25 protein-coding genes and 1 pseudogene are annotated in these 23,857 nt (G+C 70.3%); 18 read left to right on the forward strand and 8 right to left on the reverse strand.

Annotated elements, in window-relative coordinates:
• Both ACXAHD_RS05520 and ACXAHD_RS05525 read left to right on the forward strand, forming a co-directional pair.
• Positions 1-116: pseudogene (locus ACXAHD_RS05520) on the forward strand (IS110 family transposase); the annotation flags it as partial.
• 153 nt (positions 117-269) lie between these two features.
• Positions 270-557, forward strand: coding sequence for a type II toxin-antitoxin system RelE family toxin (locus tag ACXAHD_RS05525; protein WP_281551360.1), 288 nt, complete (start codon positions 270-272; stop codon positions 555-557).
• A gap of 13 nt (positions 558-570) precedes the next feature.
• On the opposite strand, the gene ACXAHD_RS05530 is transcribed toward ACXAHD_RS05525, so the two are convergent.
• Together ACXAHD_RS05530 and ACXAHD_RS05535 are read right to left on the reverse strand one after the other, a co-directional pair.
• On the reverse strand, positions 571-1,236 hold the full coding sequence (locus tag ACXAHD_RS05530) for a GNAT family N-acetyltransferase (protein ID WP_289213528.1): 666 nt from the start codon (positions 1,234-1,236) through the stop codon (positions 571-573).
• Positions 1,233-1,637, reverse strand: a complete 405-nt coding sequence (locus tag ACXAHD_RS05535) for a DivIVA domain-containing protein (RefSeq protein ID WP_475048979.1) — start codon at positions 1,635-1,637, stop codon at positions 1,233-1,235. Before ACXAHD_RS05535 ends, ACXAHD_RS05530 begins: the two co-directional genes overlap by 4 nt.
• Positions 1,638-1,991: 354 nt before the next feature.
• Between ACXAHD_RS05535 and ACXAHD_RS05540 the strand changes: the two genes are divergently transcribed.
• Entirely contained in the window at positions 1,992-2,210 is a 219-nt protein-coding gene (locus ACXAHD_RS05540; RefSeq protein ID WP_281551357.1) for a winged helix-turn-helix domain-containing protein, read from the forward strand.
• Positions 2,211-2,503: 293 nt separating this feature from the next.
• Positions 2,504-3,058, forward strand: a complete 555-nt coding sequence (locus tag ACXAHD_RS05545; RefSeq protein WP_475048982.1) for a P-loop nucleotide/nucleoside kinase family protein — start codon at positions 2,504-2,506, stop codon at positions 3,056-3,058.
• A gap of 163 nt (positions 3,059-3,221) precedes the next feature.
• Here the strand turns inward: ACXAHD_RS05545 and ACXAHD_RS05550 are convergent, their stop codons facing one another.
• Together ACXAHD_RS05550 and ACXAHD_RS05555 are read right to left on the reverse strand one after the other, a co-directional pair.
• Complete coding sequence (locus tag ACXAHD_RS05550) at positions 3,222-4,064, reverse strand: ABC transporter permease (RefSeq protein WP_475048985.1); 843 nt, start codon at positions 4,062-4,064, stop codon at positions 3,222-3,224.
• Positions 4,065-4,093: 29 nt separating this feature from the next.
• Positions 4,094-4,954, reverse strand: a complete 861-nt coding sequence (locus tag ACXAHD_RS05555; RefSeq protein ID WP_475048988.1) for an ABC transporter ATP-binding protein — start codon at positions 4,952-4,954, stop codon at positions 4,094-4,096.
• Positions 4,955-5,100: 146 nt separating this feature from the next.
• Between ACXAHD_RS05555 and ACXAHD_RS05560 the strand changes: the two genes are divergently transcribed.
• The 5 genes from ACXAHD_RS05560 to ACXAHD_RS05580 are packed head-to-tail and all read left to right on the forward strand — an operon-like array spanning position 5,101 to position 8,745.
• Positions 5,101-5,469: a GntR family transcriptional regulator gene (locus tag ACXAHD_RS05560; protein WP_475048991.1), complete on the forward strand. Its 369-nt coding sequence runs from the start codon at positions 5,101-5,103 to the stop codon at positions 5,467-5,469.
• Positions 5,466-6,359, forward strand: a complete 894-nt coding sequence (locus ACXAHD_RS05565) for an ATP-binding cassette domain-containing protein (protein ID WP_475048993.1) — start codon at positions 5,466-5,468, stop codon at positions 6,357-6,359. The genes ACXAHD_RS05560 and ACXAHD_RS05565 overlap by 4 nt, the downstream gene beginning before the upstream one ends.
• Positions 6,356-7,081, forward strand: coding sequence for a hypothetical protein (locus ACXAHD_RS05570; protein WP_281551351.1), 726 nt, complete (start codon positions 6,356-6,358; stop codon positions 7,079-7,081). The genes ACXAHD_RS05565 and ACXAHD_RS05570 overlap by 4 nt, the downstream gene beginning before the upstream one ends.
• 21 nt (positions 7,082-7,102) lie before the next feature.
• Positions 7,103-8,005, forward strand: a complete 903-nt coding sequence (locus tag ACXAHD_RS05575; protein WP_289213523.1) for an ABC transporter ATP-binding protein — start codon at positions 7,103-7,105, stop codon at positions 8,003-8,005.
• Positions 8,002-8,745, forward strand: coding sequence for an ABC transporter permease (locus ACXAHD_RS05580; RefSeq protein ID WP_289213522.1), 744 nt, complete (start codon positions 8,002-8,004; stop codon positions 8,743-8,745). The genes ACXAHD_RS05575 and ACXAHD_RS05580 overlap by 4 nt, the downstream gene beginning before the upstream one ends.
• A gap of 31 nt (positions 8,746-8,776) precedes the next feature.
• Here the strand turns inward: ACXAHD_RS05580 and ACXAHD_RS05585 are convergent, their stop codons facing one another.
• Complete coding sequence (locus ACXAHD_RS05585) at positions 8,777-9,394, reverse strand: DUF4126 domain-containing protein (protein WP_281551348.1); 618 nt, start codon at positions 9,392-9,394, stop codon at positions 8,777-8,779.
• A 69-nt stretch (positions 9,395-9,463) separates the two neighbouring features.
• Here ACXAHD_RS05585 and nucS point away from each other — a divergent pair, with 69 nt between their 5' ends.
• Positions 9,464-10,120 carry an endonuclease NucS gene (nucS, locus tag ACXAHD_RS05590; RefSeq protein ID WP_278171154.1) on the forward strand — a complete coding sequence of 219 codons (657 nt, stop codon included), beginning with the start codon at positions 9,464-9,466 and terminating at the stop codon, positions 10,118-10,120.
• A gap of 102 nt (positions 10,121-10,222) precedes the next feature.
• The gene (locus tag ACXAHD_RS05595) at positions 10,223-11,617 is read left to right on the forward strand and encodes a DUF2786 domain-containing protein (protein WP_281551347.1); all 1,395 of its coding nucleotides are present in this window, start codon (positions 10,223-10,225) and stop codon (positions 11,615-11,617) included.
• A 7-nt stretch (positions 11,618-11,624) separates the two neighbouring features.
• On the opposite strand, the gene ACXAHD_RS05600 is transcribed toward ACXAHD_RS05595, so the two are convergent.
• Positions 11,625-13,127, reverse strand: coding sequence for an aldehyde dehydrogenase family protein (locus tag ACXAHD_RS05600; RefSeq protein WP_281551346.1), 1,503 nt, complete (start codon positions 13,125-13,127; stop codon positions 11,625-11,627).
• Positions 13,128-13,454: 327 nt separating this feature from the next.
• Here ACXAHD_RS05600 and ACXAHD_RS05605 point away from each other — a divergent pair, with 327 nt between their 5' ends.
• The 4 genes from ACXAHD_RS05605 to ACXAHD_RS05620 all read left to right on the forward strand — a co-directional run bounded on the left by ACXAHD_RS05605 (position 13,455) and on the right by ACXAHD_RS05620 (position 16,935).
• Positions 13,455-13,997 (forward strand): FHA domain-containing protein, encoded by a 543-nt coding sequence (locus ACXAHD_RS05605; RefSeq protein WP_281551345.1) that lies wholly within the window; start codon positions 13,455-13,457, stop codon positions 13,995-13,997.
• Between the two features lie 70 nt (positions 13,998-14,067).
• Positions 14,068-15,681: a 3-hydroxyacyl-CoA dehydrogenase family protein gene (locus tag ACXAHD_RS05610; protein ID WP_281551344.1), complete on the forward strand. Its 1,614-nt coding sequence runs from the start codon at positions 14,068-14,070 to the stop codon at positions 15,679-15,681.
• A gap of 35 nt (positions 15,682-15,716) precedes the next feature.
• A complete protein-coding gene (locus tag ACXAHD_RS05615; protein WP_281551343.1) occupies positions 15,717-16,076 on the forward strand; it encodes a hypothetical protein in 360 nt (119 codons plus the stop codon).
• 43 nt (positions 16,077-16,119) lie between these two features.
• Positions 16,120-16,935, forward strand: a complete 816-nt coding sequence (locus ACXAHD_RS05620; protein ID WP_281551342.1) for an alpha/beta hydrolase — start codon at positions 16,120-16,122, stop codon at positions 16,933-16,935.
• A gap of 55 nt (positions 16,936-16,990) precedes the next feature.
• Here the strand turns inward: ACXAHD_RS05620 and ACXAHD_RS05625 are convergent, their stop codons facing one another.
• Both ACXAHD_RS05625 and ACXAHD_RS05630 read right to left on the reverse strand, forming a co-directional pair.
• Complete coding sequence (locus ACXAHD_RS05625; RefSeq protein ID WP_475048998.1) at positions 16,991-17,965, reverse strand: glycosyltransferase family 2 protein; 975 nt, start codon at positions 17,963-17,965, stop codon at positions 16,991-16,993.
• Positions 17,962-18,768, reverse strand: a complete 807-nt coding sequence (locus ACXAHD_RS05630; protein ID WP_281551340.1) for a WecB/TagA/CpsF family glycosyltransferase — start codon at positions 18,766-18,768, stop codon at positions 17,962-17,964. Before ACXAHD_RS05630 ends, ACXAHD_RS05625 begins: the two co-directional genes overlap by 4 nt.
• Before the next feature lie 288 nt (positions 18,769-19,056).
• Between ACXAHD_RS05630 and ACXAHD_RS05635 the strand changes: the two genes are divergently transcribed.
• From ACXAHD_RS05635 to ACXAHD_RS05645, 3 genes are all read left to right on the forward strand, one after another.
• On the forward strand, positions 19,057-19,962 hold the full coding sequence (locus tag ACXAHD_RS05635) for a glycosyltransferase (protein ID WP_475049025.1): 906 nt from the start codon (positions 19,057-19,059) through the stop codon (positions 19,960-19,962).
• A 458-nt stretch (positions 19,963-20,420) separates the two neighbouring features.
• The gene (locus ACXAHD_RS05640) at positions 20,421-22,328 is read left to right on the forward strand and encodes a DUF4082 domain-containing protein (RefSeq protein WP_475049001.1); all 1,908 of its coding nucleotides are present in this window, start codon (positions 20,421-20,423) and stop codon (positions 22,326-22,328) included.
• A gap of 306 nt (positions 22,329-22,634) precedes the next feature.
• Complete coding sequence (locus ACXAHD_RS05645; RefSeq protein ID WP_281551337.1) at positions 22,635-23,852, forward strand: hypothetical protein; 1,218 nt, start codon at positions 22,635-22,637, stop codon at positions 23,850-23,852.
• Positions 23,853-23,857: the final 5 nt, after the last annotated feature.

The raw sequence follows: 23,857 nt of genomic DNA on the forward strand, positions 1-23,857 counted from the left end.
AGCAGCGCACCAAGGAAGGCCTGTCCAAGAAAGAGATCATCCGCTGCCTCAAGCGCTACGTCGCGCGCGAGCTTTACCAGCTCATCACCTCAAAAGATCTTGAACTAGCAGCTTGACATCTATAGGAGCATCCTCGACGCCAGCTACCGGAATGCGGGCCAGTGCTCCGGCCTTCAGGCCGGGGGTGAAGGCCCGCGCGCCGCTGGCCACGGCGTCGACGCTGACGAACTACTGCGCCAGCTTGCTGACCGCGCGGAGCGCGAACAGCAGTGAGCGACGAGGCGTGCCGACTCTCCGTAGCGCCCGCTGCCCGGCGAGCCCTGACCGAGGGACCACCTGTCGGCCTGCCGCTGGCCGTCGCGATGGCCGTCGGTCAGTTCCTGACCGGCCTGCTACTGGAAAGGCCGTACGTGGTCGGCAAGCCGTTGACCCGCGAGCTGACCGGCTATCACTCGGCACGGCGCGGCCCTTACCGGGTGGTCTACCGAATCGACGAGGACAACCGGACAGTGCATGTCACCCGCATCGACCACCGAGCGGATGTCTACCGTCCGTAGCAGTCGCACCGGCTCAGCCGACGCGCAGCGCCGCCGCCAGGGGTGGTTGGTCGACCGGGTCGCCGGAGCGGCGCATGGCCCACAGCGGCGGCCCGCCGGCCGGCAGGTGCGCCACCCGTACGACGCGGTAGCCGTGGCGTTCGTGGAACGCCCGCTGCCGCTGGCTGCTCGCCTCGACCACCGCCGGCATGCTGATCCGGTCCAGCCGGGCATGATGCGCGGCGAGCAGCGTCGACCCGATTCCCTGGCGGCGTAGCCAGGGTGCCGCCGCCAGGAACGCCAGATGGTGGTGTCGGCCGGTCGGTTCCAGGCGGCCGGCGGTGAAGGTGTAGTGCGCGTACGGGCCGTGCCGGTCACCGCAGGCCCGCAACCGGCGCCGCTGATGTTCCGCCGCCAGGAGCCGGTCTGCCGGGTGCGGGTACCAGATCGCCACGCCGTCGCAGTGCCCGACCACGTCGACGATGCCGTGCCGTACGGCGTACTCCAGCTCGGCGGTGAAGAACCGGTGCATCGTCAGGTACCGCAACGCGTGGTCGCTGATCAGCCAGGACACAACCGGGTCCAGTACGCACGCCTGTGCCAGCAACTCTGCCAGGGGCTCGACGTCGGCGGCGGTGGCGGTCCGTACGGTCAGCGCCGGACCGCCACCGCTGCCGGCGACCGGCGTCGACCCGGTCACCGGCGCGCGCCGGCCTGGTAGACGCCGTGCCGGGTGGGCGTCGCCTGCGCGGACTGCCAGCGGCGCAGCGCGTCCTTGATCCGGTCGTTCTGCTCCCAGGTGCGTTCGAGCTCGGCGTACACGACGCCAAGATCGTGGGCGACGCGGTCGAGGAACGCGGCGTCCTCGCTGGGGTCCAGGCCTCGGCCGCCGCCGCGCCGGGGGACCGTCGGGAAGCGGTGGCTGCGGACCTGCCAGGGCCGGATCGGCCGGTACGCCGACCCGCGCTGATTGTGGCCGGCGGGGCTGCCGGGTGTCCGGTAGACGCCGGTGGCGCTGCCGGCGGGCCAGGCGGCCGGTGGTGTGGCGGCCATGGTGCGTCGTTGCCGGCGGACCTGCCACCGGCGCCACAGTTCACGCATCTCGTGTTCCTCCCCATTGCTCGCTGCTGCCGCTGGTGGTTCCGCTCATCTGGGTGTTGTTGGTGGGTGGACGGGGTGGCCCTGCCGCTTGCCGATGCCGGCGGGGCCACCCCCACCCCGATCACCGCAGCCCTCCTCGGCGGTACGGCGACCAGGGCGAACCTTCGGGGCCGGGACGCCCAACGGCGTGACTCGCTACACGCCCCGACCGGAGGTGACCGCCCCAAGAGCCATCCGGGGGCGTTCGCCATCAACCTACAATCGCCACCGGTTGTAGGTCAACGAGCAACGTGCAACTGGTTGAGGTCGGAGGTAGAAGCGTGATCAAATGGGCATGCCATCCGGGGAGTGTGTATGCCCAAGCAGCAGTACCAAGTTCTTGCCGACGAGCTACGAGCGAAGATTGAGTCTGGCGAGTGGCCACCGGGCACAAAGCTGCCCAGCCGCTCACAGCTCTGCCGCGAGTACGACGTCTCGGACACCGTCGTCGGCAAGGCGATGATGATCCTCCGTGCCACCGGGCTGACCGAGACCCTCGAAGGAGTCGGCGTGTTCGTGGCCGAACCAAAGTGACTGCGTGTCGGCGTTGGGCGGACAGGGGTGGCTCGGGCGGCCGTAGTTCATGATCAGGTGAGGCCTACGCACGTTAAAACGCGAAGATAACGTGCGTAGGCCTCACCTCGATAGCGTTCGGCAGGGCGCGGATGATCATCCGCGTCAGCCGGCGGTGTGTCGGTGGCCAGTTCGGTCTTCGCTGGTGGCCAGTTGGCGGGGATATTTCTGGCCGTAGATGACTATGACTACTCAGGGCCGACTACTCAGGGCCGTCCCTGCCCGTGCACCGGCCGCCGCGCTATAACGACGTGGTGGAAACAAAGCCGACCCTTGTCGTCATCAGCGGACCACCCGGGGCTGGCAAGACGACGCTTGCCCACCTGCTCGCCCGGCGGATCGGCTGCCCGGCGATCTGCCGCGACGAGATCAAGGAGGGCATGGTCCACACTGCCGGCGGCATCATCGCCGCACCGAGCGACGAGCTGACCCTTCGAACCCTGCCCACCTTCTTCAACGTGCTGCGACTGCTGCTGACCGCTGGGGTCACCACGGTCACCGAGGCGGCTTTCCAGGACCGCCTGTGGCGGCCGGGCCTGCAGCCGTTGATCGGAATCGCCGACATCCGGGTGGTGCACTGCCGGGTCGCCGCGCAGACGGCCTTCGACCGCGTCCAGCGGCGGCAGAACGAAAACGCAACCCGGCGCGCCCACGCCGATACGTACCTCGGTGACCATCAGACCCATACCGTCGGCCACCACGGCTTCCAGCCCGTCCGACTCGACGTACCCGAGATCGAAGTGGACACCAACGACGGCTACCGTCCTGGGCTCGACGAGATCGTCGCTTTCGTGAACGCCGGACGGTGAGCCGACCGTGGTCCCATTCCGTCGTGGTCCTCGACCACGGCCAGGTGTCGGCGGTCGTGTCGCCTCGCGGGGTTGGTGGTACCGGTTTAGCTTGATGCCTCAGGTGCATCAAGATGCACCTGAGGCATCAAGCTTTGGGCGAGCACCTCGGGCCCAGAGGGAGTCAGCCGTCGCGTTTGGTGGTCCAGCGGAACGTGGTCAGGCAGAGCACCAGGCCGATGACGCACCAGATGGCCAGCACCAGCGCGACCATGCCCAGCTCGAACGAGCCGCCTGGCTCCTGGGTGCCGAAGGCCTCCGGCAGGAAGACCGAGCGCAGCCCCTGGCACATCCATTTGAGCGGGAACAGCGCGGCGATCTGCTGCATCCAGCCGGGCAGCGCGGTGAAGACGAAGAAGACGCCGGAGGTGAACTGCAGCACCAGCGACACCGGGGTGGCCACCGCCGAGGCGCTGCGACCGCTGCGCGCCAGCGACGAGAAGGCGATGCCGCACAGCGTGCAGGCGGTGATGCCGAGCACCGACACCCACCCCAGGGTGAACCACTTGAACGCCGTGTCCGGAAGTTGCAGGTCGAACAGCAGGGTGGCGACGGCCAGCAGGAGCACCGTTTCGGCGAAGCCGATCACCGCCACCATGATGACCTTGCCGGCGAAGTAGACCCATTTCGGCATCGGGGTGCCGCGCAGCCGCTTGAGCACACCCCGGTCCCGCTCGATCGGGATCTGGATGGCCAGGCTCTGGAAGCCGACGGTCATCAGTCCGGTGGCGATCATGCCGGTGATGAAGTACTGGGTGAACCGTACGCCGTCGGTGATCTCGCCGGTGAAGATCGACGCGAAGATCAGGATCATGATGACCGGGAAGGCCATCGTGAAGACGACCGACTCGCGGCTGCGCATGAACTGCCGGATCTCCAACTTGCCCTGCCGCAGCCCCAACCGCGCCGGCCCGACCCGGGTGACGGCCGCCGAGGCGCCGGGGGCGCCGGCCGCTGGAGAGGTCACAGCGCCGGCTGTGCCGCCGGTGGTCGCGTTCACTTGTGTCCAATCATCCGCAGGTAGACGTCTTCCAGGGTGGGCCGGGTGACGGTCAGACCGGGCACCTCACCGTCGAAGCGCGCGGCCAGCTCGGCGACCAGCTTCGTTGGCGTGGCGCTCTCCTCGCGACGCGCCGTCCCGTCGGCGGTACGCCAGGAGACGGTGGCCAGGGCGTCCCGCCGACCACCCAGCTCGGCCGGGGGTGCCACCTCGACGAGCCGACCGGCGGCGATCACCCCGACCCGGTCGGCGAGGGCTTCGGCCTCGTCCAGGTAGTGGGTGGTCAGCAGGATGGTGGTGCCGGCACCGGCGAGTGACCGGATCAGCTCCCAGAACTCACGGCGGGCCTCCGGGTCGAAGCCGGTGGTCGGCTCGTCGAGGAAGAGCAGCTCCGGTCGGCCGACGATGCCGAGCGCCACGTCGAGGCGACGCTTCTGCCCGCCGGACAGCGTGTGGGTGCGGGCGCGGGCCTTGCCGGCGAGGCCGACCCGGTCGATCACCGCCGCCGGGTCGTCCGGTGCCGGGTAGAAGGCGGCGAAGTGGCCGACCACCTCGGCGACGGTCAGTTCGTCGAACTCGCCGGTGCCCTGCAGCACGATGCCGATCCGGGAGCGCCACTGCGGCGTACCAGGGTCGGGGTCGACGCCGAGCACCCGCACCTCGCCGGCGTCGCGGCGGCGGTAGCCCTCCAGGATCTCGACGGTGGTGGTCTTGCCAGCGCCGTTCGGGCCGAGCAGAGCGAACACCTCGCCGCGCCGCACGGTCAGGTCGACCCCGTCCACCGCCGGTGTCCCGGCGTACATCTTGCGCAGCCCGCGTACCTCGATGGCCGGCGCGTCCGCCGCCTTGTCGCTCATGGCGTCAACTATCGCCCCTGCCGTGCGGGGGAAGGCGCCCGGGTGTCGTGGTGGTGACGGACACCGCTGGCGGGCTGGACTGGGTTGGTTCGCCGGTGCTACGGTTCATTACACGAGTAATGAACCAGTGAACCAGAGGTGCTCCCGTGTTCGATGATCGAAGTCCGATCTATCAGCAGATAGCCGACAAGATCAAAAACGACATCCTGAGCGGGGCGCTGCAGGAGGGCGAGCAGGTCATGTCCACCAACCAGTACGCCAGCTACTACCGGATCAACCCCGCCACCGCCGCCAAGGGCTTCCACCAGCTCATCGACGAGGGCGTGCTGTTCAAGAAGCGGGGCATCGGGATGTTCGTCAGCCCCAACGCCCGCGAGACGCTGCGCGGCCAACGCCGCGACCGGTTCTTCACCGAGGTCGTCGACCCGATGGTCACCGAGGCCCGGATCATCGGCATCCCGTTGACCGAGGTCGTCGCCCGCATTCAACACACAGCAGGAGGGGAACACCAGTGACCGGCCTGGGCATCGAGACCCGCAATCTCACCGTCCGCTACGGCGACACCGTCGCCGTCGACTCGCTCGACCTCACTCTCGTCCCGGGCAAGATCTACGGACTGCTCGGCCGCAACGGCTCCGGCAAGACCAGCCTGCTCGCCGTACTGTCCGCCTTCCGGGCCGCCACCAGCGGCACGGCGCGCATCGGCGGCGCCGACCCGTTCGAGAACGCGGCGATCATGTCGCAGATCACGTTCGTCCGGGACCGGGTTGACGCCCAGGACACCGACCGGGTCAGCTGCATCCTGGACCTCGCCGCGACACTGCGGCCCAACTGGGACGCCGACTACGCCGCCCGTCTGGTCGAGCGGTTCGACCTGCCGATGCGCAAGCGGCTCAACGGGCTGAGCCGGGGCATGAAGTCGGCGCTCAGCGTCACCCTCGGGCTGGCCGCCCGGGCACCGCTGACCATCTTCGACGAGGCCTACCTCGGCCTCGACGCACCCAGCCGGTACGCCTTTTACGAGGAACTGCTCAACGACTACCTCGCGCACCCGCGCACCATCGTGCTCTCCACCCACCTGATCGAGGAGGTCGGGTCGCTGTTCGAGGAGGTGGTGGTGCTGCACCGGGGTCGGCTGGTCGCCCACGAGGAGACCGAGACGCTGCGGGCCCGGGGGACGGCAGTGACCGGCCCGGCCGCCGCCGTCGACGCGTTCGTCACCGGACGCACCGTGCTCGGCAGCCAGCAGCTCGGCGGCACCCGGTCCACCACCGTCTTCGGGGCCGTCGACGACGGCGACCGGGCCGCCGCCCGCGCCGCCGGCCTGGAGCTCGGCCCGATCGGGCTGCAGGACCTGTTCGTACACCTCACGGCGGACACCACGGACAAGGAGGCCCGGCGATGAACGCCACCGCCTGGAAGGTCACCCGTACGCTGCTGCGCCGGTCGCTGCCGCTGGCCGGGTGGTACTGGACGATCATCTACCTGGTCTGGGCCGTGGTCGTCGGCCTGATCGCCCGGTTCGGCACGGTCGAAGCGAGCATGTGGCAGAACATGGGCCTGCAGGCACCGCGTTGGTTCACCTTCGTGTTCGGCATCATCGCCGTCGGCACCTACCTGCCGATGTTCGTCGCCCACGGCGTCACCCGGCGGGACGCGCTGATTGGCTCCTGGGGCTTCCTCGTGCCGTACGCCCTCGGTTTCTCCACCCTGACGACGCTCGGCTTCGGCCTCGAATACCTGACCCTCGACGTCTTCGGTCTGCTCGACGGGCTCACCGAGCCGTACCTGGTCGGTTCGGCAGGCGACGCCGCCGCGATCTGGCTGGAGTACAGCCTGGTCAACCTGGGCTACATGGCGGCCGGGGTACTGACCGCGATCGTCTACCACCTGCTCAATCCGTGGTGGGGGACGTTGCTGCTGCCAGTGGTGCTGCTGCCGGCGTTCGTCGTCGAGATCGGCTTCCGTACCGAATGGACCGGGTTCGGCCTCGCCCGGATGCTCGGCCTTGACGACGAGGCACACGCTGGCACCGGAACGGCGATCGCGCTGCTGACCCTGCTGGTCGCCGGTGCCGTCACCTGGCTGCTGGTCCGCCGGCTGCCACTGAAGAAGATCTCCGGCTGAGGAGAGCTGAGGAGCGACGCCATGTCCGTCATCGAGATCGAGCAGCTGCACAAGCGGTACGGCGACCTGATCGCGGTGGACGACGTGTCGTTCACCGTCGATGAGGGGGAGATTTTCGGGATCCTCGGCCGTAACGGTGCCGGCAAGACCACCACTGTGGAGTGCGCGCTCGGGCTGCGCCGGCCGGACCGGGGCACCGTACGGGTGCTCGGCCTGGACCCGCAACGCGACGGCGCGCGGCTGCGCCAGCGACTCGGGGCGCAGCTGCAGGAAAGCCAGCTACCGGAGCGGATCAAGGTGTGGGAGGCGCTGGAGCTCTACAGCTCCTTCTACCGGCAGCCGGCCGACTGGCGGGAGCTGCTCGACCTGCTCGGCCTGTCCGCTCGGCACGACGCCCGCTTCGGCCAGCTCTCCGGCGGGCAGAAGCAGCGCCTGTCCGTCGCCCTGGCCCTGGTCGGCGACCCGAAGGTGGCGTTCCTCGACGAGTTGACCACCGGGCTGGACCCGGCGGCCCGCCGGGACACCTGGGGACTTGTCGAATCGGTCCGCAACCGGGGCGTCACTTTGGTGCTGGTCACGCACCTGATGGAGGAGGCGGAGCGGCTCTGCGACCGGGTCGCGGTGATCGACGCCGGCCGGGTGGTCGCCCTCGACACCCCGGCCGGGCTGGCCGCCAGCGTCGACAGCGGGCAGCGGATCCGGTTCGTCCCGGACCGACCGCTCGACCTCGCCCTGCTGGCCGAGCTGCCGCAGGTTACCGCCGTGACCATCGAAGGTCGTGAGGTCGTTGTCGACGGCGGTGCGGAGCTGTTCTTCGCCGTCGCGGCGGCGCTGTCCCGGCACGGCGTCACGCCGCGCGAGCTGCGCCTGCAGCAGGCGACGTTGGACGACGCGTTCCTCGCCCTCACCGGAGGTGACCGGTGACCGCGCTGCGCCGGCTCACCGTGATGGAGGCCAAACTGTTCCTGCGGGACCCGGCGGCGATCGTGATGTCGCTGGCCTTCCCGATGCTGCTGGTCGTCGTGCTGGGTGGGGTGATGCCAGGTTTCCGTACCCCGGTGGCGGAGCTCGCCGGGCTGCGGCCGATCGACATCTATCTGCCGGTGGTGGTCGCGATGGCGGTCGCCACCGTCGCGATCACCACCCTGCCCACGACCGTGGCCGGGTACCGGGAACGCGGGGTGCTGCGCCGGATGGCCACCACCCCGGTACGCCCGGCGAAGCTGCTCGGTGCCCAGCTGCTGGTCTCGGTGGCCGCGACGACGCTCGCGGTCGGTCTGGCCGTCGCCGCGGCGGCGGTCACGTTCCGGGTGCCGCTGCCCGAGCATCCGGTTAGCTTCCTCGGTGTGTTCCTGCTGGGCGGGGCGGCCACCTTCACGGTCGGGTTGCTGATCGCGGCGCTGGCGTCGACCGGGCGGGCGGCGAACGCCATCGGCATGCTGGTCTACTTCCCGATGTTGTTCTTCGCCGGGGTGTGGACCCCGGGGCCGATGATGCCCGAGACGATCCGCCGGTTGAGCGACCTCACCCCGCTCGGCGCACTGAGCCAGGCCTTGCAGGCCAGCTGGGCCGGGCAGGCGGTTCGTCCGCTGCACCTGCTGGTGATGGTCAGCTACCTGGCGGTGGTCGGTGCCCTGGCGGCCCGCTTGTTCCGCTGGCGGTGAGGCGATGCGATGCGCGGCCCGGGATGTCCGGTCAGACCCGGTATCCGGCGGCCCGGGCCGCCTGCCGATCCCGGCGGCGCTGCCGGGCCCGGCGGATCAGCAGCGGCCCGCCGATCAGCAATGCCACCAGGAAGACCAGCACCAGGACGGGCAGCAGGATCGCGACGACCGACATCACCACGCTGGTCGCGTCCTCGGCAGTGCTCGCCACCGGCGCGCCGATCCCGGCGGTGGCGGTGTTGATCACCGGTCGGGCGGTCGCCTTGAGTAGATGTATGCCGAGCGCGATCAGCACGCCGACCAGCACCGGAACCCACTGGTCCGAGGAGAAGAACCCTCCGGGGTCGCTGACCGTCACCGTCTCCGACGCCGACCCCGCTCCGAACGCCAGCCCGCCGGCGGTCGGCCGGACGACCGTCTGCACCACGTCGTTGACGTGGTCGACGACCGGCACCTTGTCGGCGACGACCTCGACAACCAGCAGGACGGCGAGGATGCCCAGCACCCATTCGTCGGACATCCACTGCCAGCCGTCCGGCAGCGTGATCAGGCTGGTGTAGCGGGCGAGCACGCCGACGGTCAGCAGCGGGATGTAGGCGTTGAGCCCCGCGGATGAGGCCAGCCCGGTCCCGGTCAGCAGTTCGAACACGTCACCAGGATCGCACCGCCGCGCCAGCCCTGCGCGGTACGCGGGCACCGCTGGCGCTACCCTCGTCGGGTGCGGCTGGTGATTGCTCGATGCTCGGTGGACTACGTCGGTCGACTCTCGGCGCATCTGCCGCCGGCCACCCGGCTGTTGATGGTCAAAGCGGACGGATCGGTCTCGATTCACGCCGACGATCGGGCGTACAAGCCGCTGAACTGGATGAGCCCGCCGTGCCGGCTGGAGGAGACGCCGGGCATGTGGCGGGTGGTCAACAAGGCCGGCGAGGAGCTGCGGATCACCCTGGAGGAGATTCTCCAGGAGATGTCGTACGACCTGGGTGTCGACCCCGGTCTGCGCAAGGACGGGGTGGAGGCGCATCTCCAGGAACTGCTCGCCGCCAACCCGACCACCTTCGGTGACGATTTCACCCTGGTGCGGCGGGAGTACATGACGGCGATCGGCCCGGTGGACCTGCTCTGTCGCGACGGCGCGGCGAGCGTCGCGGTCGAGGTGAAGCGTCGGGGCGAGATCGACGGTGTCGAGCAGCTGACCCGCTACCTCGAACTGCTCAACCGAGACCCACTGCTGGCGCCGGTGACCGGCATCTTCGCGGCACAGGAAATCAAACCGCAGGCCCGGGTGCTGGCCGAAGACCGCGGCATCCGGTGCGTGGTGGTCGACTACGACAAGTTGCGGGGCATCGAGCGGGACGAGCTCACCCTGTTCTGACCACCGTCAACTTTCGACCAGCAGCAACCTTCGGACCAGCACCGAACTTTGACCAGCTCCGAACTTTGACCAGCTCCGACACCGAGCTTCTGGAGTTCCCCGATGGGTGTGCGCAACCAGCAACGTCGAGCCGCCAAGAAGAAAGCCAGGGAGCAGCGGCAACGCCAACGGGCGCAGGCCGCCGGCGCGGCGTACCCCGACGGGTTCGGTTTCTACCAGCCACCGACCGAGGCGCAGCGGGTCGACGAGCTGCTGCGCCGGGCGGCCCGAATGGCGACGGCCGACCGACCGGACGACCTCGACGAGTGCGTGGCCGCGCTGGTCGCAGCCGACGGCCGGCTGGTGGACCAGGCGGTAGACGAGGCGTTGCGGCAGGTGGCCGCCGGGCTGTGGGGCCACGGCTGGATGCCGGCCGACGTGCTGCGGGTGGCCGGCCGCGAGCTCGGCAAGCGGGCGGTGAGCCTGACCGCCGGGTACGTCGCGGCGCAGCTGCGCGGGTACGCGCCGGCGACGGTCGCCGACCGCTGGCACCGCCAGCTGCGTGATCTCGACCTCGACGTGTGGGGTGCTGCTCGGCCCGACCACCGGCTGACCGCCTGGGCGGCCGGAGTCAAGCTGGACCGGACCGCTGCCGTGCTGCTCGCGGTGCGAGTGGCCGGGCTGCTGATCGGCCTGCCGAGACTGGAGCTGGTGGCCCCGCTGCCCGGCACGGTCCGCCCCGGTGACGACGGGACGCAGCAGCGTCGGCGGCCGACCCCCGCCGCACCCTCCGGGGCGGCCGGGACGGACGATGTGGACGAGCGTCAGCTCGGCCGGATCCGGGCGCTGCTGGCCAAGGCCGAGTCGACCGAATTCGCGGAGGAGGCCGAAGCGCTGTCGGCCAAGGCCCAGGAGCTGATGACCCGGCACCGCATCGACCATGCGCTGCTCGTCGCGCAGCAGACCGGTGCCGGCGGGCCACAGGTCGACCCGGTGGCCGTCCGGATCGGTCTGGAAGCACCGTACGAGCAGGCCAAGGCGTTGCTGCTGCAGCAGGTCGCCGAGGCGAACGGCTGCCGGTCGGTGTGGTCCAACAATCTCGGCTTCGCCACCGTCGTCGGGTTCGCCGCCGACTGCGAGTCGGTTGAGTTGCTGCACACCTCGCTGCTGGTACAGGCCACCGCGGCGATGCTGCGCAACGGCCCGCAGCGTGGCCGGGGCGGGCAGTCGACCACCCGGTCGTTCCGCCAGTCCTTCCTGGAGGCGTACGCGGTGCGGATCGGGCAGCGGTTGCGTACCGCCGCCGACGACGTCGGTCGAGAGGCGGCCGCGCGGACCGGCACCGCGCTGGTGCCGGTGCTGGCGGCCCGCGACGAGCAGGTGGACCGGGCCACCGAGCGGCTCTTCCCGACGGTGACCAGCCGGTCGATCGCCGGTCACAACCGGGCCGGGTGGATCGCCGGCACCACCGCCGCCGACCAGGCCAGCCTCGGCGCGCACCAGCCGATCGCCGGCTGACCCGCGATCAGTCGCGGCCGTACCGCAGCTTGATCACCTTGACGATGCGGGCCACGTCGGTCGGGGTCCGCTCGAACGTCATCGTCGGCAGCAGCGACGGTGCCCTGCGGCGGGTGATCGCCTTGGACCGGGTAAACTCCCGCAGCCCGTCTTCACCGTGCACCCGGCCGAAACCCGATTCGCCGACTCCGCCGAACGGCAGCTCACTGAACCCGACGAAGGTGAGCACCGAGTTGATCGACACCATTCCACTGCGAATCCGGCGGGCGACGGCGATCCCCCGCCGCTTGCCGAAGACCGCGCCGCCCAGCCCGTAGCGGGTGTCGTTGGCCGCCGTGATCGCCTCGTCGATGGTCTCGACCCGGTGGATCGTGACGGTCGGTCCGAAGGTCTCCTCCCGGACGGCGGCGCAGTCGGGCGGCACGTCGACCAGTACGGTCGGATGCACGTACGGCGGCTGTACCGCTGCGGCACCGCCGAGCACCGCCCGCCCACCGGCGGCCAGCGAGTCCTCGATGTGCCGTCGGATGACGTCGAGCTGGCCGGGCACGGCGATCGGCCCGACCTGGTCCTTCGGCCCGCTACCGACAGTCAGCCGGCCGGCCCGGTCCACCACCGCGGTGACGAACGCGTCGTACACCGGGGCCAGCGCGTACACCCGCTCGATGCCGATACAGCTCTGCCCGGCGTTGGTCATCGCTCCCCAGACGCAGGCCTCCGCCGCCGCGTCGATGTCGGCGTCGTCGTCGACGATCATCGCGTCCTTGCCGCCGGCCTCGATCACCACCGGGGTGAGTGTCTCGGCGCAGGCCGCCATGACCAGGCGGCCGGTCCGTGGTGAGCCGGTGAACGAGAGCTTGTCCACGCCGGACCGGCACAACGCGTCGCCGACGTCGCCAAGCCCGTGTACGGCCGTCAGGACCGACTCCGCGCCGACCGCCTCGGTGAGCGTGTCGACCAGCCACTGTCCGGTCACCGGGGTGTACTCGCTGGGTTTGAAGACCACCGTGTTGCCGGCGGCCAGCGCGTACGCGATCGGGCCGATCGGAATGAGCACCGGGTAGTTCCACGCGCCGATCACCCCGATCACTCCGAGCGGTTGGTACTCCAGGTGACCGCTGAACTCGGCGGTGATCAGCCGGGTGCGGGTCCGCCGGACCCCGAGCACCCGCCTGGCGTGCTGGGCCGCCCAGTCGATGTGTTCGATCGCGGCGGCGATCTCGACGACCGCCTCGGCCACCGGTTTGCCACACTCCCGGTTGACCAGATCGGCGAGTTCGGTGATCCGGGTGGCGAGCAGCGACCGCCAGCGCAGCAGCCGGCGGCGGCGTTGCGCGTGGCCGATTCCGACCCACCAATCGGCGGCGGTCCGGGCCGCCGCCACCGCCGCCGCGACCTGATCGCGGTCGGCGATCGGGACCCGGCCCACCTGCGCACCGGTCGCCGGGTGGCAGGAGAGAAGGTGCCCGTCGTCGACCACCGGCAGGCTTGGGTTCCGTACCACCGTCACCTTGGCCTCCTCCACCAGCTGCGGCTGCGCACCGGCCCCGGATCGCTCCGCCTGCCCGCCGCGCAGTATTGTCCGAGGTTAGCCGTAAAGGGTACTCGCGGGTAGCGAGACTTCGATTCTTGGCGATGCAATGACAGCCTTGGCCACCTGGCGTCAGGGCGGGTGTCCGGTTGTCGCGGACCACCGTCGAATCGGTGGCGCGGACCTGACCCGGCCGGCGGCCAACACCGGACAAGGGACCATGTCCCGGGTCGGCGCGAGCTGGCAGGCTGCAACGGGTGGCGCGACGTGCGTCGCTGTCGAGGGGGGAAGGCACTTCACCAGCTGATGTCCGAACACCAGTCGCTGCTACCTCTCCTTCAGGTGATAACCGGCCCGACTCCGGGGGCCAGCTACCGGCTGTCCCCCGGGGAACGGGTGATCGGTCGGGACGCCGGCCTGGACATCACCATCGACGACATCAAGGTCAGCCGGTGCCACGCGGTGCTAACCGCCGGTGGCGGCCGTACGGTGCTGACCGACCAGGAGTCGACGAACGGCACCTGGGTCAACGACCTGCGTATCCGGCAGCCGACCGAGCTGCGCGACGGGGACCGGATCCGGATCGGTGGCGTGGAACTGCGGTTCTACGACCCGGCCTCGGCGCTCACCGACCCGGTCGGCACCCGGATCCCCCGACCGGCCACGGCGGCGCTGCCCGGCGCACCGGTGCGCCCGACCACCGGGCCGGGTTCGCCGCTGCACACCGCGCTCGGCGAGCCCACCCAGCCGATGCGCCCCCGACGCCGGCCCAGCACGTTGCTGATGGCCGGGCTGGCGGGGATCTTCCTGGTCGGCTGGTTGACCTGGCTGGTCGTGGTGCTCTCCTGAGCGGCGGCGCGGCGGCTCGTGGCAGACTCGCCATGCATCGGGGCCGACGCAGGTGACGGACGGAGACCAGATGGCGCGCGAGTTCAACACCGTGGGAGTGGTGGGGCTCGGCACGATGGGTGCCGGGATTGTCGAGGTCTTCGCCCGCAACGGCGTCGACGTGGTCGCCGTCGAGGTGGACGGGGCGGCGCTGGACAAGGGCCGGGTCAACCTGACGGCGTCCACCGACCGGGCCGTCGCCCGCGGCAAACTCGATCCGGCCGACCGGGACGCACTGCACGCCCGGGTGACCTTCGCGGTCGGACTCGACGCACTCCGCGACGTCGACCTTGCCGTCGAGGCGGTCCCGGAGCGGCTCGATCTCAAGCGACGCCTGCTGGCCGAGCTCGATCGGGTGTGCCCACCGGGGGCCGTCCTGGCGACCAACACCTCGTCGTTGAGCGTCACCGAGATCGCTGTCGCCACCGAACGTCCCGGCCAGGTGATCGGGCTGCACTTCTTCAACCCGGCACCGGTGATGCGGTTGGTCGAGGTGATCAGCACCGTGGTGACCGCGCCGGAGGTGGCCCGCGACGTCCAGTCGCTCTGCGCCCGGCTCGGCAAGGTCGGGGTGAGCGTCACCGACCGCGCCGGCTTCATCGCCAACGCGCTGTTGTTCGGGTACCTCAACCAGGCGGTCGGGATGTACGAGGCCGGGTACGCCAGCCGGGAGGACATCGACGCGGCCATGCAGCAGGGCCACGGCCTGCCGATGGGCCCGTTGACGCTGCTCGACCTGATCGGCCTGGACACCGCCTACCAGGTGCTGGAGACGATGTACCAGCGTGGTGGCCACGACCGCCGGCACGCGGCCGCGCCGCTGCTGCGGCAGATGGTCACCGCCGGGCTGCTCGGCCGCAAGTCCGGCCGGGGGTTCTACACCTACCAGGCACCGGGCTCGTCGCGGCTCGCCCCGGACGACCTCAGCCCGGTGGCCGGCGCTGAGGCCGCTGAGCCGGCACCCCGTACGGTCGGGGTGGTCGGGTCGGGCAGCGCCGCGACCGACGTCGCGGACGTCCTCACCGCCGCCGGAGTCGACGTCGTCGCGGTGGCCGACCCCGGTGGCGTCCCGGCGGCCGACCACCACCACCAGGCCGTGCGTGACCTGGCCGCCGTCGACCTGGTGGTGGTGGTCGGCCCGTCGACGGCACCGGTGATCGACGTGGCGATGGCCACCGGCCGGCCGGCCGACGTGGTCGGACTGCACTTCGTTGGCGGTACGGCGGCGCGGGCCCGCCTGGTCGAGGTGGTGCGTACCGTCCGGACCTCGCCGAGCGCGGTGCGGGCCGCGCACCAACTCTGCGCGGCACTCGGTAGGACCGCGGTGACCTGCGGCGACCGCGCCGGCTTCATCGCCGACGCGTTGCTGGTGCCGTACCTCAACGACGCGGTCCGGATGCTGGAGAGCAACTATTCGACGGCGGACGACATCGACGCGGCGATGAAACTCGGCTGTGGCTATCCCGCCGGGCCGTTCGAGCTGCTCGACACCGTCGGCCTGGACGTGGCGCTGGCCGTCCAGACCGCCATCCACCGGGAGCTGCCCGAGCCCGGGCTGGCACCCGCCCCGCTGCTGCGCAACCTGGTGACCGCCGGTCGGCTCGGCCGGCGCACCGGGGGCGGTTTCCGCGACCACGCCGGCTGAGCAGGGCGCCACAGCGGCGACGTACCCTTGCGATCATGAGTCCGCGCCGCAACCGTCCGACCCGCCGGTCCGCCGGTCGCGCCGGCCACGGCGATTCCGGCCAGCCCGAGCCGGTCGACCCGGAGCGGGTGCGCCGGGGCGTCGCCGCCGTGCAGTCGTTCAGCGACGGCGACTGGATGGTGCGGTCGGTGCCCGGTCCGGCGGCGACCAAGACGTACCGTTGCCCGGGGTGTCTGCAGGAGATCCGGCCGGGTGTGCCGCACGTGGTCGCCTGGCCGGCGGACGGCCGGGGCGACCTGACCGACCGGCGGCACTGGCACTCCGGCTGCTGGCGGGCCCGCGAGCAGCGGCGGCCGGCGGTCGAGCGATCCCGCTCCGCGCCCCGCTACGGCTGATCCCCGACGGTCCGGCGGGTCAGGGCAGTGCGAGACTGGCCGGGTGAGCGAGCCGATCCGGTCCATGTCGATCCTGCCCGCCGAGCGCCGCGACATCGAGCTGCACACCGCCGACGGGCTTACCCTCGTCGGTGAGTTGGCGTTACCAGCCGATCGTCCGCCGGTCGCCACGCTGGTCTGCCTGCATCCGCTGCCCACCCACGGCGGAATGATGGACAGCCACGTGTTCCGCAAGGCCGCCTGGCGGCTGCCGGCGCTGGCCGACGTGGCCGTGCTCCGGTTCAACACCCGGGGCACCAGCAGCGAGCGCGGCACCAGCGGCGGCAGCTTCGACTCGGCCGAGGGGGAGCGGTTTGACGTCGCGGCGGCGATCGAGTACGCAGAGTTCGCCGAGCTACCCAGGATCTGGCTGCTCGGCTGGTCGTTCGGCACCGACCTGGCCCTGCGCTACGGCTGCGACCCGGCGGTCGAGGGCGCGATCCTGTTGTCGCCGCCGCTGCGCTTCGCCACCGACGCCGACCTGGCCACCTGGTCGGCGTCCGGCAAGCCACTCACCGCGCTGGTTCCGGAGCTGGACGACTACCTGCGGCCGGACGAGGCGACCCGGCGGTTCGCTGTGGTCGGACAGGCGGAGGTGGTCGGGGTCGCAGGTGCCCGCCATCTCTGGGTCGGCCAGGTGGAGCGGGTGCTCGACGAGGTGGTCCGTCGGGTCGCGCCGCAGGTCACGGTGCCGCTGCCGACCAGCTGGGACGGTCCGATGGAGTACGGCGACGCCAACGCGTACGCCGACCGGACGGTAGCGGCGTTCGCCGACGTCCCGGTCGCCGGGCCGCCGCAACGGCAGGCCGACGGCGGGTGACCGCACGGGTGCGGCCCACGCACGACGTGCCCGCAGGGTAGGTCATCCGGGGCGGTCAGCCGGCCGGTTCGAGCCGTTCGGTGGTCGGCCGATCCTCCTCGACCGACGGGTAGCCGGCGGCCCAGTCGCGGCGGGAACGCCAGACTTCGATCCAGTCGACGCCCCGGGACCGGTCCCGGCCGAGCAGCGTCTTGCCCACCGCCCGTAGACCGACCCCGGCGACCAGCAGCCGGACGGCGGTCCAGGCCCGCAGCGGCGACCAGTGCCGCCGGACGTAGGTGGCCTTGCCGCGCAGAATCCGGATCCGTTGCCCCTCGGAGCTGGACGAGGCGCCGACCAGGTGCACCACCTGAGCGGTCGGGGTCAGCACCGGTCGGGCGCCCAGCGCCCTGGCCCGGGTGCTGAGGTCGATGTCCTCGCTGTAGAGGAAGTACTGCGGGTCGAAGCCGCCGAGTCGGCCGAACAGCTCGCGCTCGATCAGCAGCATGCAGCCGGACAGCGCCGGCACCTCGCGTACCGACCTGCGGTCGTAGCCGGGCAGCGCTTCCGGATCCGCCCAGGCCCGGCCGCGGAACGCGGTCGACAGCCCGCTGGCGAAGCCGAAGATGCTCCACACCGTGGGCATGCCCCAGCAGGAGTAGTTGTCGTCGGTGCCGTCGGGGTGCAGGGTGCGTCCGGTGTACAGGCCGTGCCCGGGGTGCCGGTCGGCGAAGGTGACCAGTTCGTTGACCGGATGGCCGACCGGAACCGTGTCCGGATTCAGGCAGAGCAGGTAGCGCCCGGTGCTGACCGCCGCCCCACGGTTGATGCCTCGGCCGAACCCGACGTTCTCCGTCAGCCGTACCAGGCGGACCTGCGGGAACCGCTCGGCGATGGTGTCGGCGGAGCTGTCGGTGGAGGCGTTGTCGACCACCACCACCTCGGCTGTGACGTCCGGCGTCAGGCTCGCGTACAGCTCGGTCAGGCAGCGCACGATCAGTTGGCTCGTGTTGTACGAGACGATGACGACCGAGACGTCGGGGCGGCTCACGGGTGGTTCCCGGAGCCGACCGGGTCGGGACGGTTGGCGCCCCGGCTGTCCTGGCTGCTCTGGCCGCCCTGGCTGCCCTGGCTGCTCTGGCCGTCCCGGGGGGCCGGGATGTGCCGGGTCGGCGGGAGCGCAGATCCGCTGCCGGTGTTCGTGGCCTGGTCGCCGCGCCGCAACCGGGTTCGGACGCTGCCGCCGAGCAGCTGCAGCGCGAACGGTACGTCGTGCAGCAGGTAGCGGCGGGTGAGCCGGTGTGGCTCGCGGAGCAGCCGGTGCATCCACTCCAACCCAATGCGTTGCATCCAGCGGGGGGCCCGACGGTGTACCCCGGCGACGAAGCCGATCGCCGCTCCGCAACCCATGAACCAGGTGTTCGGCAGCATCGGCCGGAGCCGGGCGATGAGCCGTTCCTGTTTGGGGAAGCCGAGCCCGACGAAGATCAGGTCCGGTCGGGCGGCGGCCACCTCGGTGCAGATCTGGCTGAGCTGTTCCTCGGACCGGTCGAACCCGAACGGCGGGCTGAGCTGGCCGGCGATGGTGAGCTGGGGGAACTCGCGACGGAGTACGGCGGCGGCCTGCACCGCCGTGCCCGGCTCACCACCGAGCAGGTAGACCGACCGGCCCTGTTCGCCGAGCGCCCGGGACAGGCTCCAGATCAGGTCGGATCCGGGGACCCGGGCCGGCAGCGGGTCACCGCCGATCCGGCTGGCCCAGATCAGTGGCGCACCGTCCGCTACCACCAGAGTTGATGACTCTATGTGCCCGTGGCACTCCTCTTCGCGGTTGGCGCGGCGCAGAATGTCCACGTTCGGGGTAATGATCTGGCCGCCGGAGCCTGCGTCTAGTGCGGCGATGACATGGCGAATGACGTCTTCTTCTCGAACGGGATCAAAGGCGACATTGCTTAGAGTGATCCGATGCCTATTTACGGTAACGGGGTACTGGTCACGAGGCACAAGCTGCACCGTACTCGGCGTGGTGGTCCACCGGATGGTCCAATCGGTGTCAGCTAGGCGATAGTGAGGTTGCCCATTCGACTGGTTGTCGCATCGTCCGTGAATGGAAGCATCGTGGTTGTGCAGATTACCGTCATCATGCCGGCCTTCAACGAGGAAGAAGGGATTGGCCCGGTCTTGCGTGCAATGACCGAATCGCCATCCTTCGGGCCGGACGTCGAGATCATCGTGGCCGCCAACGGCTGCACCGACCGGACGGCGGCGGTCGCCCGGTCGTGCGGTGCCCGGGTGCTGGAGATCGCCACGCCGTCGAAAATTGCCGCGCTCAACGCCGCCGACGAGATCGCCGGGGGGGACGTCCGGATCTATCTGGACGCGGACATCGCGGTACCGGTGGAACTTCTACGCGCGCTGGCCGCCGCGATCGCCGAACCCGGGGTGGAGGCGGCGGCGCCACGACCCGTGATCGACACCTCCGCGAGTACCTGGCCGGTGCGTGGCTACTACGCGATCAATGCGCGGTTGCCGATATTCAGTGGCCGCCTCTTCGGCCGTGGGTTGATCGCGATCTCCGCCGCCGCACGGGAGCGATTCACCAATTTTCCGGACATTATTGCCGACGACATGTTTCTCGACGCGGTGGTCAGCGCCGACGAGAAGCGGGATGTTGACCTGCCCGTACGGGTGGTGGCACCGCGGCGCACGGGTGAGCTGGTCCGGCGAGTGGCCAGATCTCGTGCCGGTAACGCCGAGTTCTGGGAGTTCGTCCGAACGGATCCGCGAGGCGCTGAGTTGGCACTCGATCCGGTGCCCGGTTCCCGCCCGTGGTCCTGGTTGCGGCGGGTTGTTCTCACCGCGCCGCATCTTGTTCCGGCAGCGTTCTGTTATGTGGCGATCACTGTTGCCGCAGAGTTGAGGCGGCGTTCTCCTGGATGGAGCGTGCGTTCCGGTTGGGGGCGGCCCACCGGTGGGGTGCCGAGCGGTGGTACCGCTGATCCACAATCGGCGGTCGACGCCTTCGGATCCGGTCCGAGAGCCCGGTAAACGATCTCGATCTGTCGATGTGTGAGGTGAGTGAACTTCGCCATTCACCTCGGCGGCGAGTGGGCTCAGGGTCGTGCCGGTTTGCCATAAGAGAGCATTAAGTTCCTTGGGCGGGTCCGTGGCCTGGGTTAACGTCAGCCTTGGCCCCGATCGGGCGGCGTAGTTCGCTGCGTACCGTCGGGACGGGGATGCCTGGGGGAGATCCGCCGAACGCAATACCGACAACGGACCATGTCCCGAGAGGTGTACATCTCGTGGTAAGCAAGGATTCTTTCGAGCCGGACGGGGGGCGGGACGAGCCGTTCCCGGGGTCGTCCACGGGTAGTTCGTCCGGTTTACCCGGGTCACCGCGCGCCCGGCGGCCCGGTCGTCCGTCGCCGCGCCCCACCGCGGAGAGCGGGCCGGTCGCGACCGGCCGGCACGCGAGCGTGGCCGGGTCTGGTCGTGGCCGGCGGCGGATGCTGCGTCGCCCCACCGGCCGTCGCGGTCGGCTGGTGATGATCGGCGCGGTGGTGGCCAGTTTCCTCGCCACCGCGACGGTGGTCACCGCGTCGGTCGCCGGGGAGCAGGTCGACGGCTTCACCCTGTTCGCCGAGACGGACGTGTCCCGGGTGCCGGTCGACCCGGACACCCGGCCGGTGGAGCTCGGCGTACGCTTCACCGCCGACCGCGACGGGGTGGTCACCGCGGTGCGTTTCCTCAAGGCCAAGGGGGACCGCGGTCGACACCGGGTCAACCTGTGGACCGCGGACGGCGAGCGACTGGCGACCGCCGTACCGAAGCGGGAGTCCCGTTCCGGGTGGCAGCACGTCGCGTTGCCCGAGCCGGTTGAGGTCGAGGCGGGCGAGGTGTACGTCGCCTCCTACCACACCAGCCGGTACCGGGCCACCCAGCGCTACTTCGAGCGGCCGGTGTCCGCCGGGCCGCTGCGGGCCGACGGCACCGCCGGCGTCTACGCGTACGGATCGGGTGGTTTCCCCCGCCAGACCTGGAAGGCCAGCAACTACTGGGTCGACCTCGCCTTCGAGCCGACCGGGTCGCAACAGCCGGAACCGACGCCGTCCCCGACGGCCTCCGCCGAGCCGTCGCCGACACCGTCGCCGTCGGCCAGCCCGACCGCTACGCCGTCGGCCAGCCCGTCGGCCTCGCCGACCAGCGGTACGCCGGCCGTACTCGACCTGCCCCGGGTGCCCTGGGAGGGCGGCCCGGCCTTCTACGCGAACTTCCCGCAGGCGCGGGCGTCCGGCTGGACCGACCCGTCCTTCTTCCCGATCGGCGTCTGGTACGAGGGTGTGTACACCCAGCAGGACATCGACCGGGACAAGGCGGCCGGTCTGAACACCTACGTCATGTTGACCGACCAGTCGGATGTCTCGCTGATCAGGCGCAACGACATGTACGCCTTCATCCCGCAGCCGTTCAGCGACCGCGGCAACGAGAGCGTCGGCTGGGTGATCGGTGATGAAGCGGACATGTGGGGCGGGCCGGGCAACGGTACCTGGACCGGCAACTACCCCGGCCAAGGCCCGATCTGCACCTCCAGCCGGGACGGCTGCGGACTGGACGTGATGAAGAAGGAGTCGGCCACCGTCCCGTCCGGTGACCGCGGGCTGCGCTACGCCAACTACGGCAAGGGCGTGATGTTCTGGCAGTCCGACTCCGACGCCAGCAAGTTCGTCAACGGCTTCAGCTCGGTGGTCTCCAACGACATCTACTGGTACACCGACCCGCATGTCTGCACCGCTCCGGCGGAAGGCCCGACGTACGGCGTGAACAAGGACAACTGCCGGCGGGCGGCCAACTACGGGCTCACCATGCAGCGGATGCGTGAACTCGACGCGATGGACGGCAAGCGACAGCCGGTCTGGGCCTTCGTCGAGGTGGGGCACCCGTTCACCGAGGACTGGGCGCCGACCATCACCGGTGAGCAGGTCACCGGTGCGGTGATGAACTCGGTGATCAACGAGGCTCGTGGGATCCAGTACTTCAACCACAACTTCGGCGGGCCGTGCCTCTCGCAACACGTGCTGCGGGAGCGGTGTGGCGACGCGGTCCGTCCGGCCGTCGCCGAGGTGAACAAGCGCATCACCAGCCTGGCGCCGGTGCTGAACACCCAGTCCTACGAGTGGGAGTTCAACAACGGACTGGACACGATGCTCAAGGCCCACGACGGCTCGTTCTACGTCTTCGCCATGGTCGGCAAGGACACCCCGACTGGTGACCACTCGCTGGCCCTGCCGCCCGGCGTGACCGGTGACACCGCCGAGGTGCTGTTCGAGAACCGCTCGTTGCCGATCAGCGGTGGTGCGATCCGGGACACCTTCGCTGCGGAGCACACCTACCACATCTACAAGATCACGCCGTAAGGTTCGATCCGACGGGCCGGGTGGACGCCCTGGGCATCCACCCGGCCCACTGGTATGTCCCCCTGACGGTGGGGGCCGGAGGTGTCGCGTTGGTGACTCTCGGTACTGCTCGGTCGTTCGGTGTGGCGTAACGGGACATATGTCCGGGATGGGGCGGCGACCGGAGGCTTGCGGAGGTGCCCGCACGGCCCGGACACTGAACCCCGGCGCGGGCCTCCACGTCCCACGCCGTACCTTCATGCTTCTCGGCTGGCCATACGATGGAAGACGAGCGCCCCGACCTCGCCACCCAATGGAAGGACAGCAGTGGACTTTTGGGATCTCACCAAACTGCTGTTCCGGCGGTGGTACATCGCGGCACCGCTGCTGCTCATCTCGGTCGCGGCTGCCGGATGGACCCGAATGAGCGTCGAACCGGACTATATCGCGACATCATACGTTCAGCTGATCCCGCCCACCGCAGCCAACACCGCCCCGGACGAGGATGCCCCTACTACTCCCCGTAACCCCTGGCTGGAGCTGGGGCTGGGGTCGCTGAGCCGGGCCGCCGCCCTTACGGTGCAGGACCAGGCCGTGCTCAAGCAGTTGGACGCCGCCGGTCTCAGCGAGAGCGTCGCGATCACCCTCGACAACCAGCAGCCGATCATGACCATCGAGGTGGTCGGCGAGTCCGAGGAGCAGGCCACCGAGACGACCGAGGAGGTCGTGCGCCGGTTGGAGGCGAGCGTGGTCGGGCTGCAGGCCGACTACGGCGCGAACGAGGAGAGCTTCATCACCGCACGTCGTCTCGACCGGGGTGACAACATCCAGGAGGCCAATTCCAAGGTCAACCGGGCGATGATCGCGGTCGCCGGGGTCGGCGTCCTGCTCAGCGCGGCGCTCACCATCGGGATCGACGGACTGCTACGGCGGCGCCGGCCCCGTCCAGTGGCTGCTGCGCCGGTCACCACCGGCACCGACGAGACGATCACCATTCCACCGATGTCCGGGCGGACCGATCAGACGCGGTCGGTGTCGCGCCCACAGCCGGTCCCGAGCCCGCGGGCGAGTGACCGCGACGGCGTGGCGGCGAGCAAGTCCGGCGGTGTCTACAGCTCCGGCAACGCCTCGCAGGGTCGCCAGGAGAGCCGTTCAACGAGCCGTCCGGATGAGCATCGAGGCGCCGAGCCGTCGCCGGGTGAGGCACCGGTGGCCGGTAGCGGGCTGGTCGGCGGTCCGGTGCAGATCGGCGGGCCCGCTGGTAGTGGCTCGCTGACCTTCCGGGCGGTCGACGACCGGGCCGACAATGCTGACGGGGAGGCCTCCGGCTCGCAGCTGCCCACGCAGCAACGGTCAGCTGGCCCGCAACAGCCGCCCCAGCCGCAGCCAGCCACCCAGCAGCCGGTCACGCCGTCGGCCAACGACGAGACCGCAGTGATTCGCGCGGTCCGTGACGACGCGACGATAATCCTGCCCAAGGCCGGTGCTGGCCGTGAGCAGTGGACGCCGTCGGAGACGTCCAAGAACGGCAGCCAGGCACGATGACCGAG

It is taken from the genome of Micromonospora sp. ABR4_055, assembly GCF_056160425.1.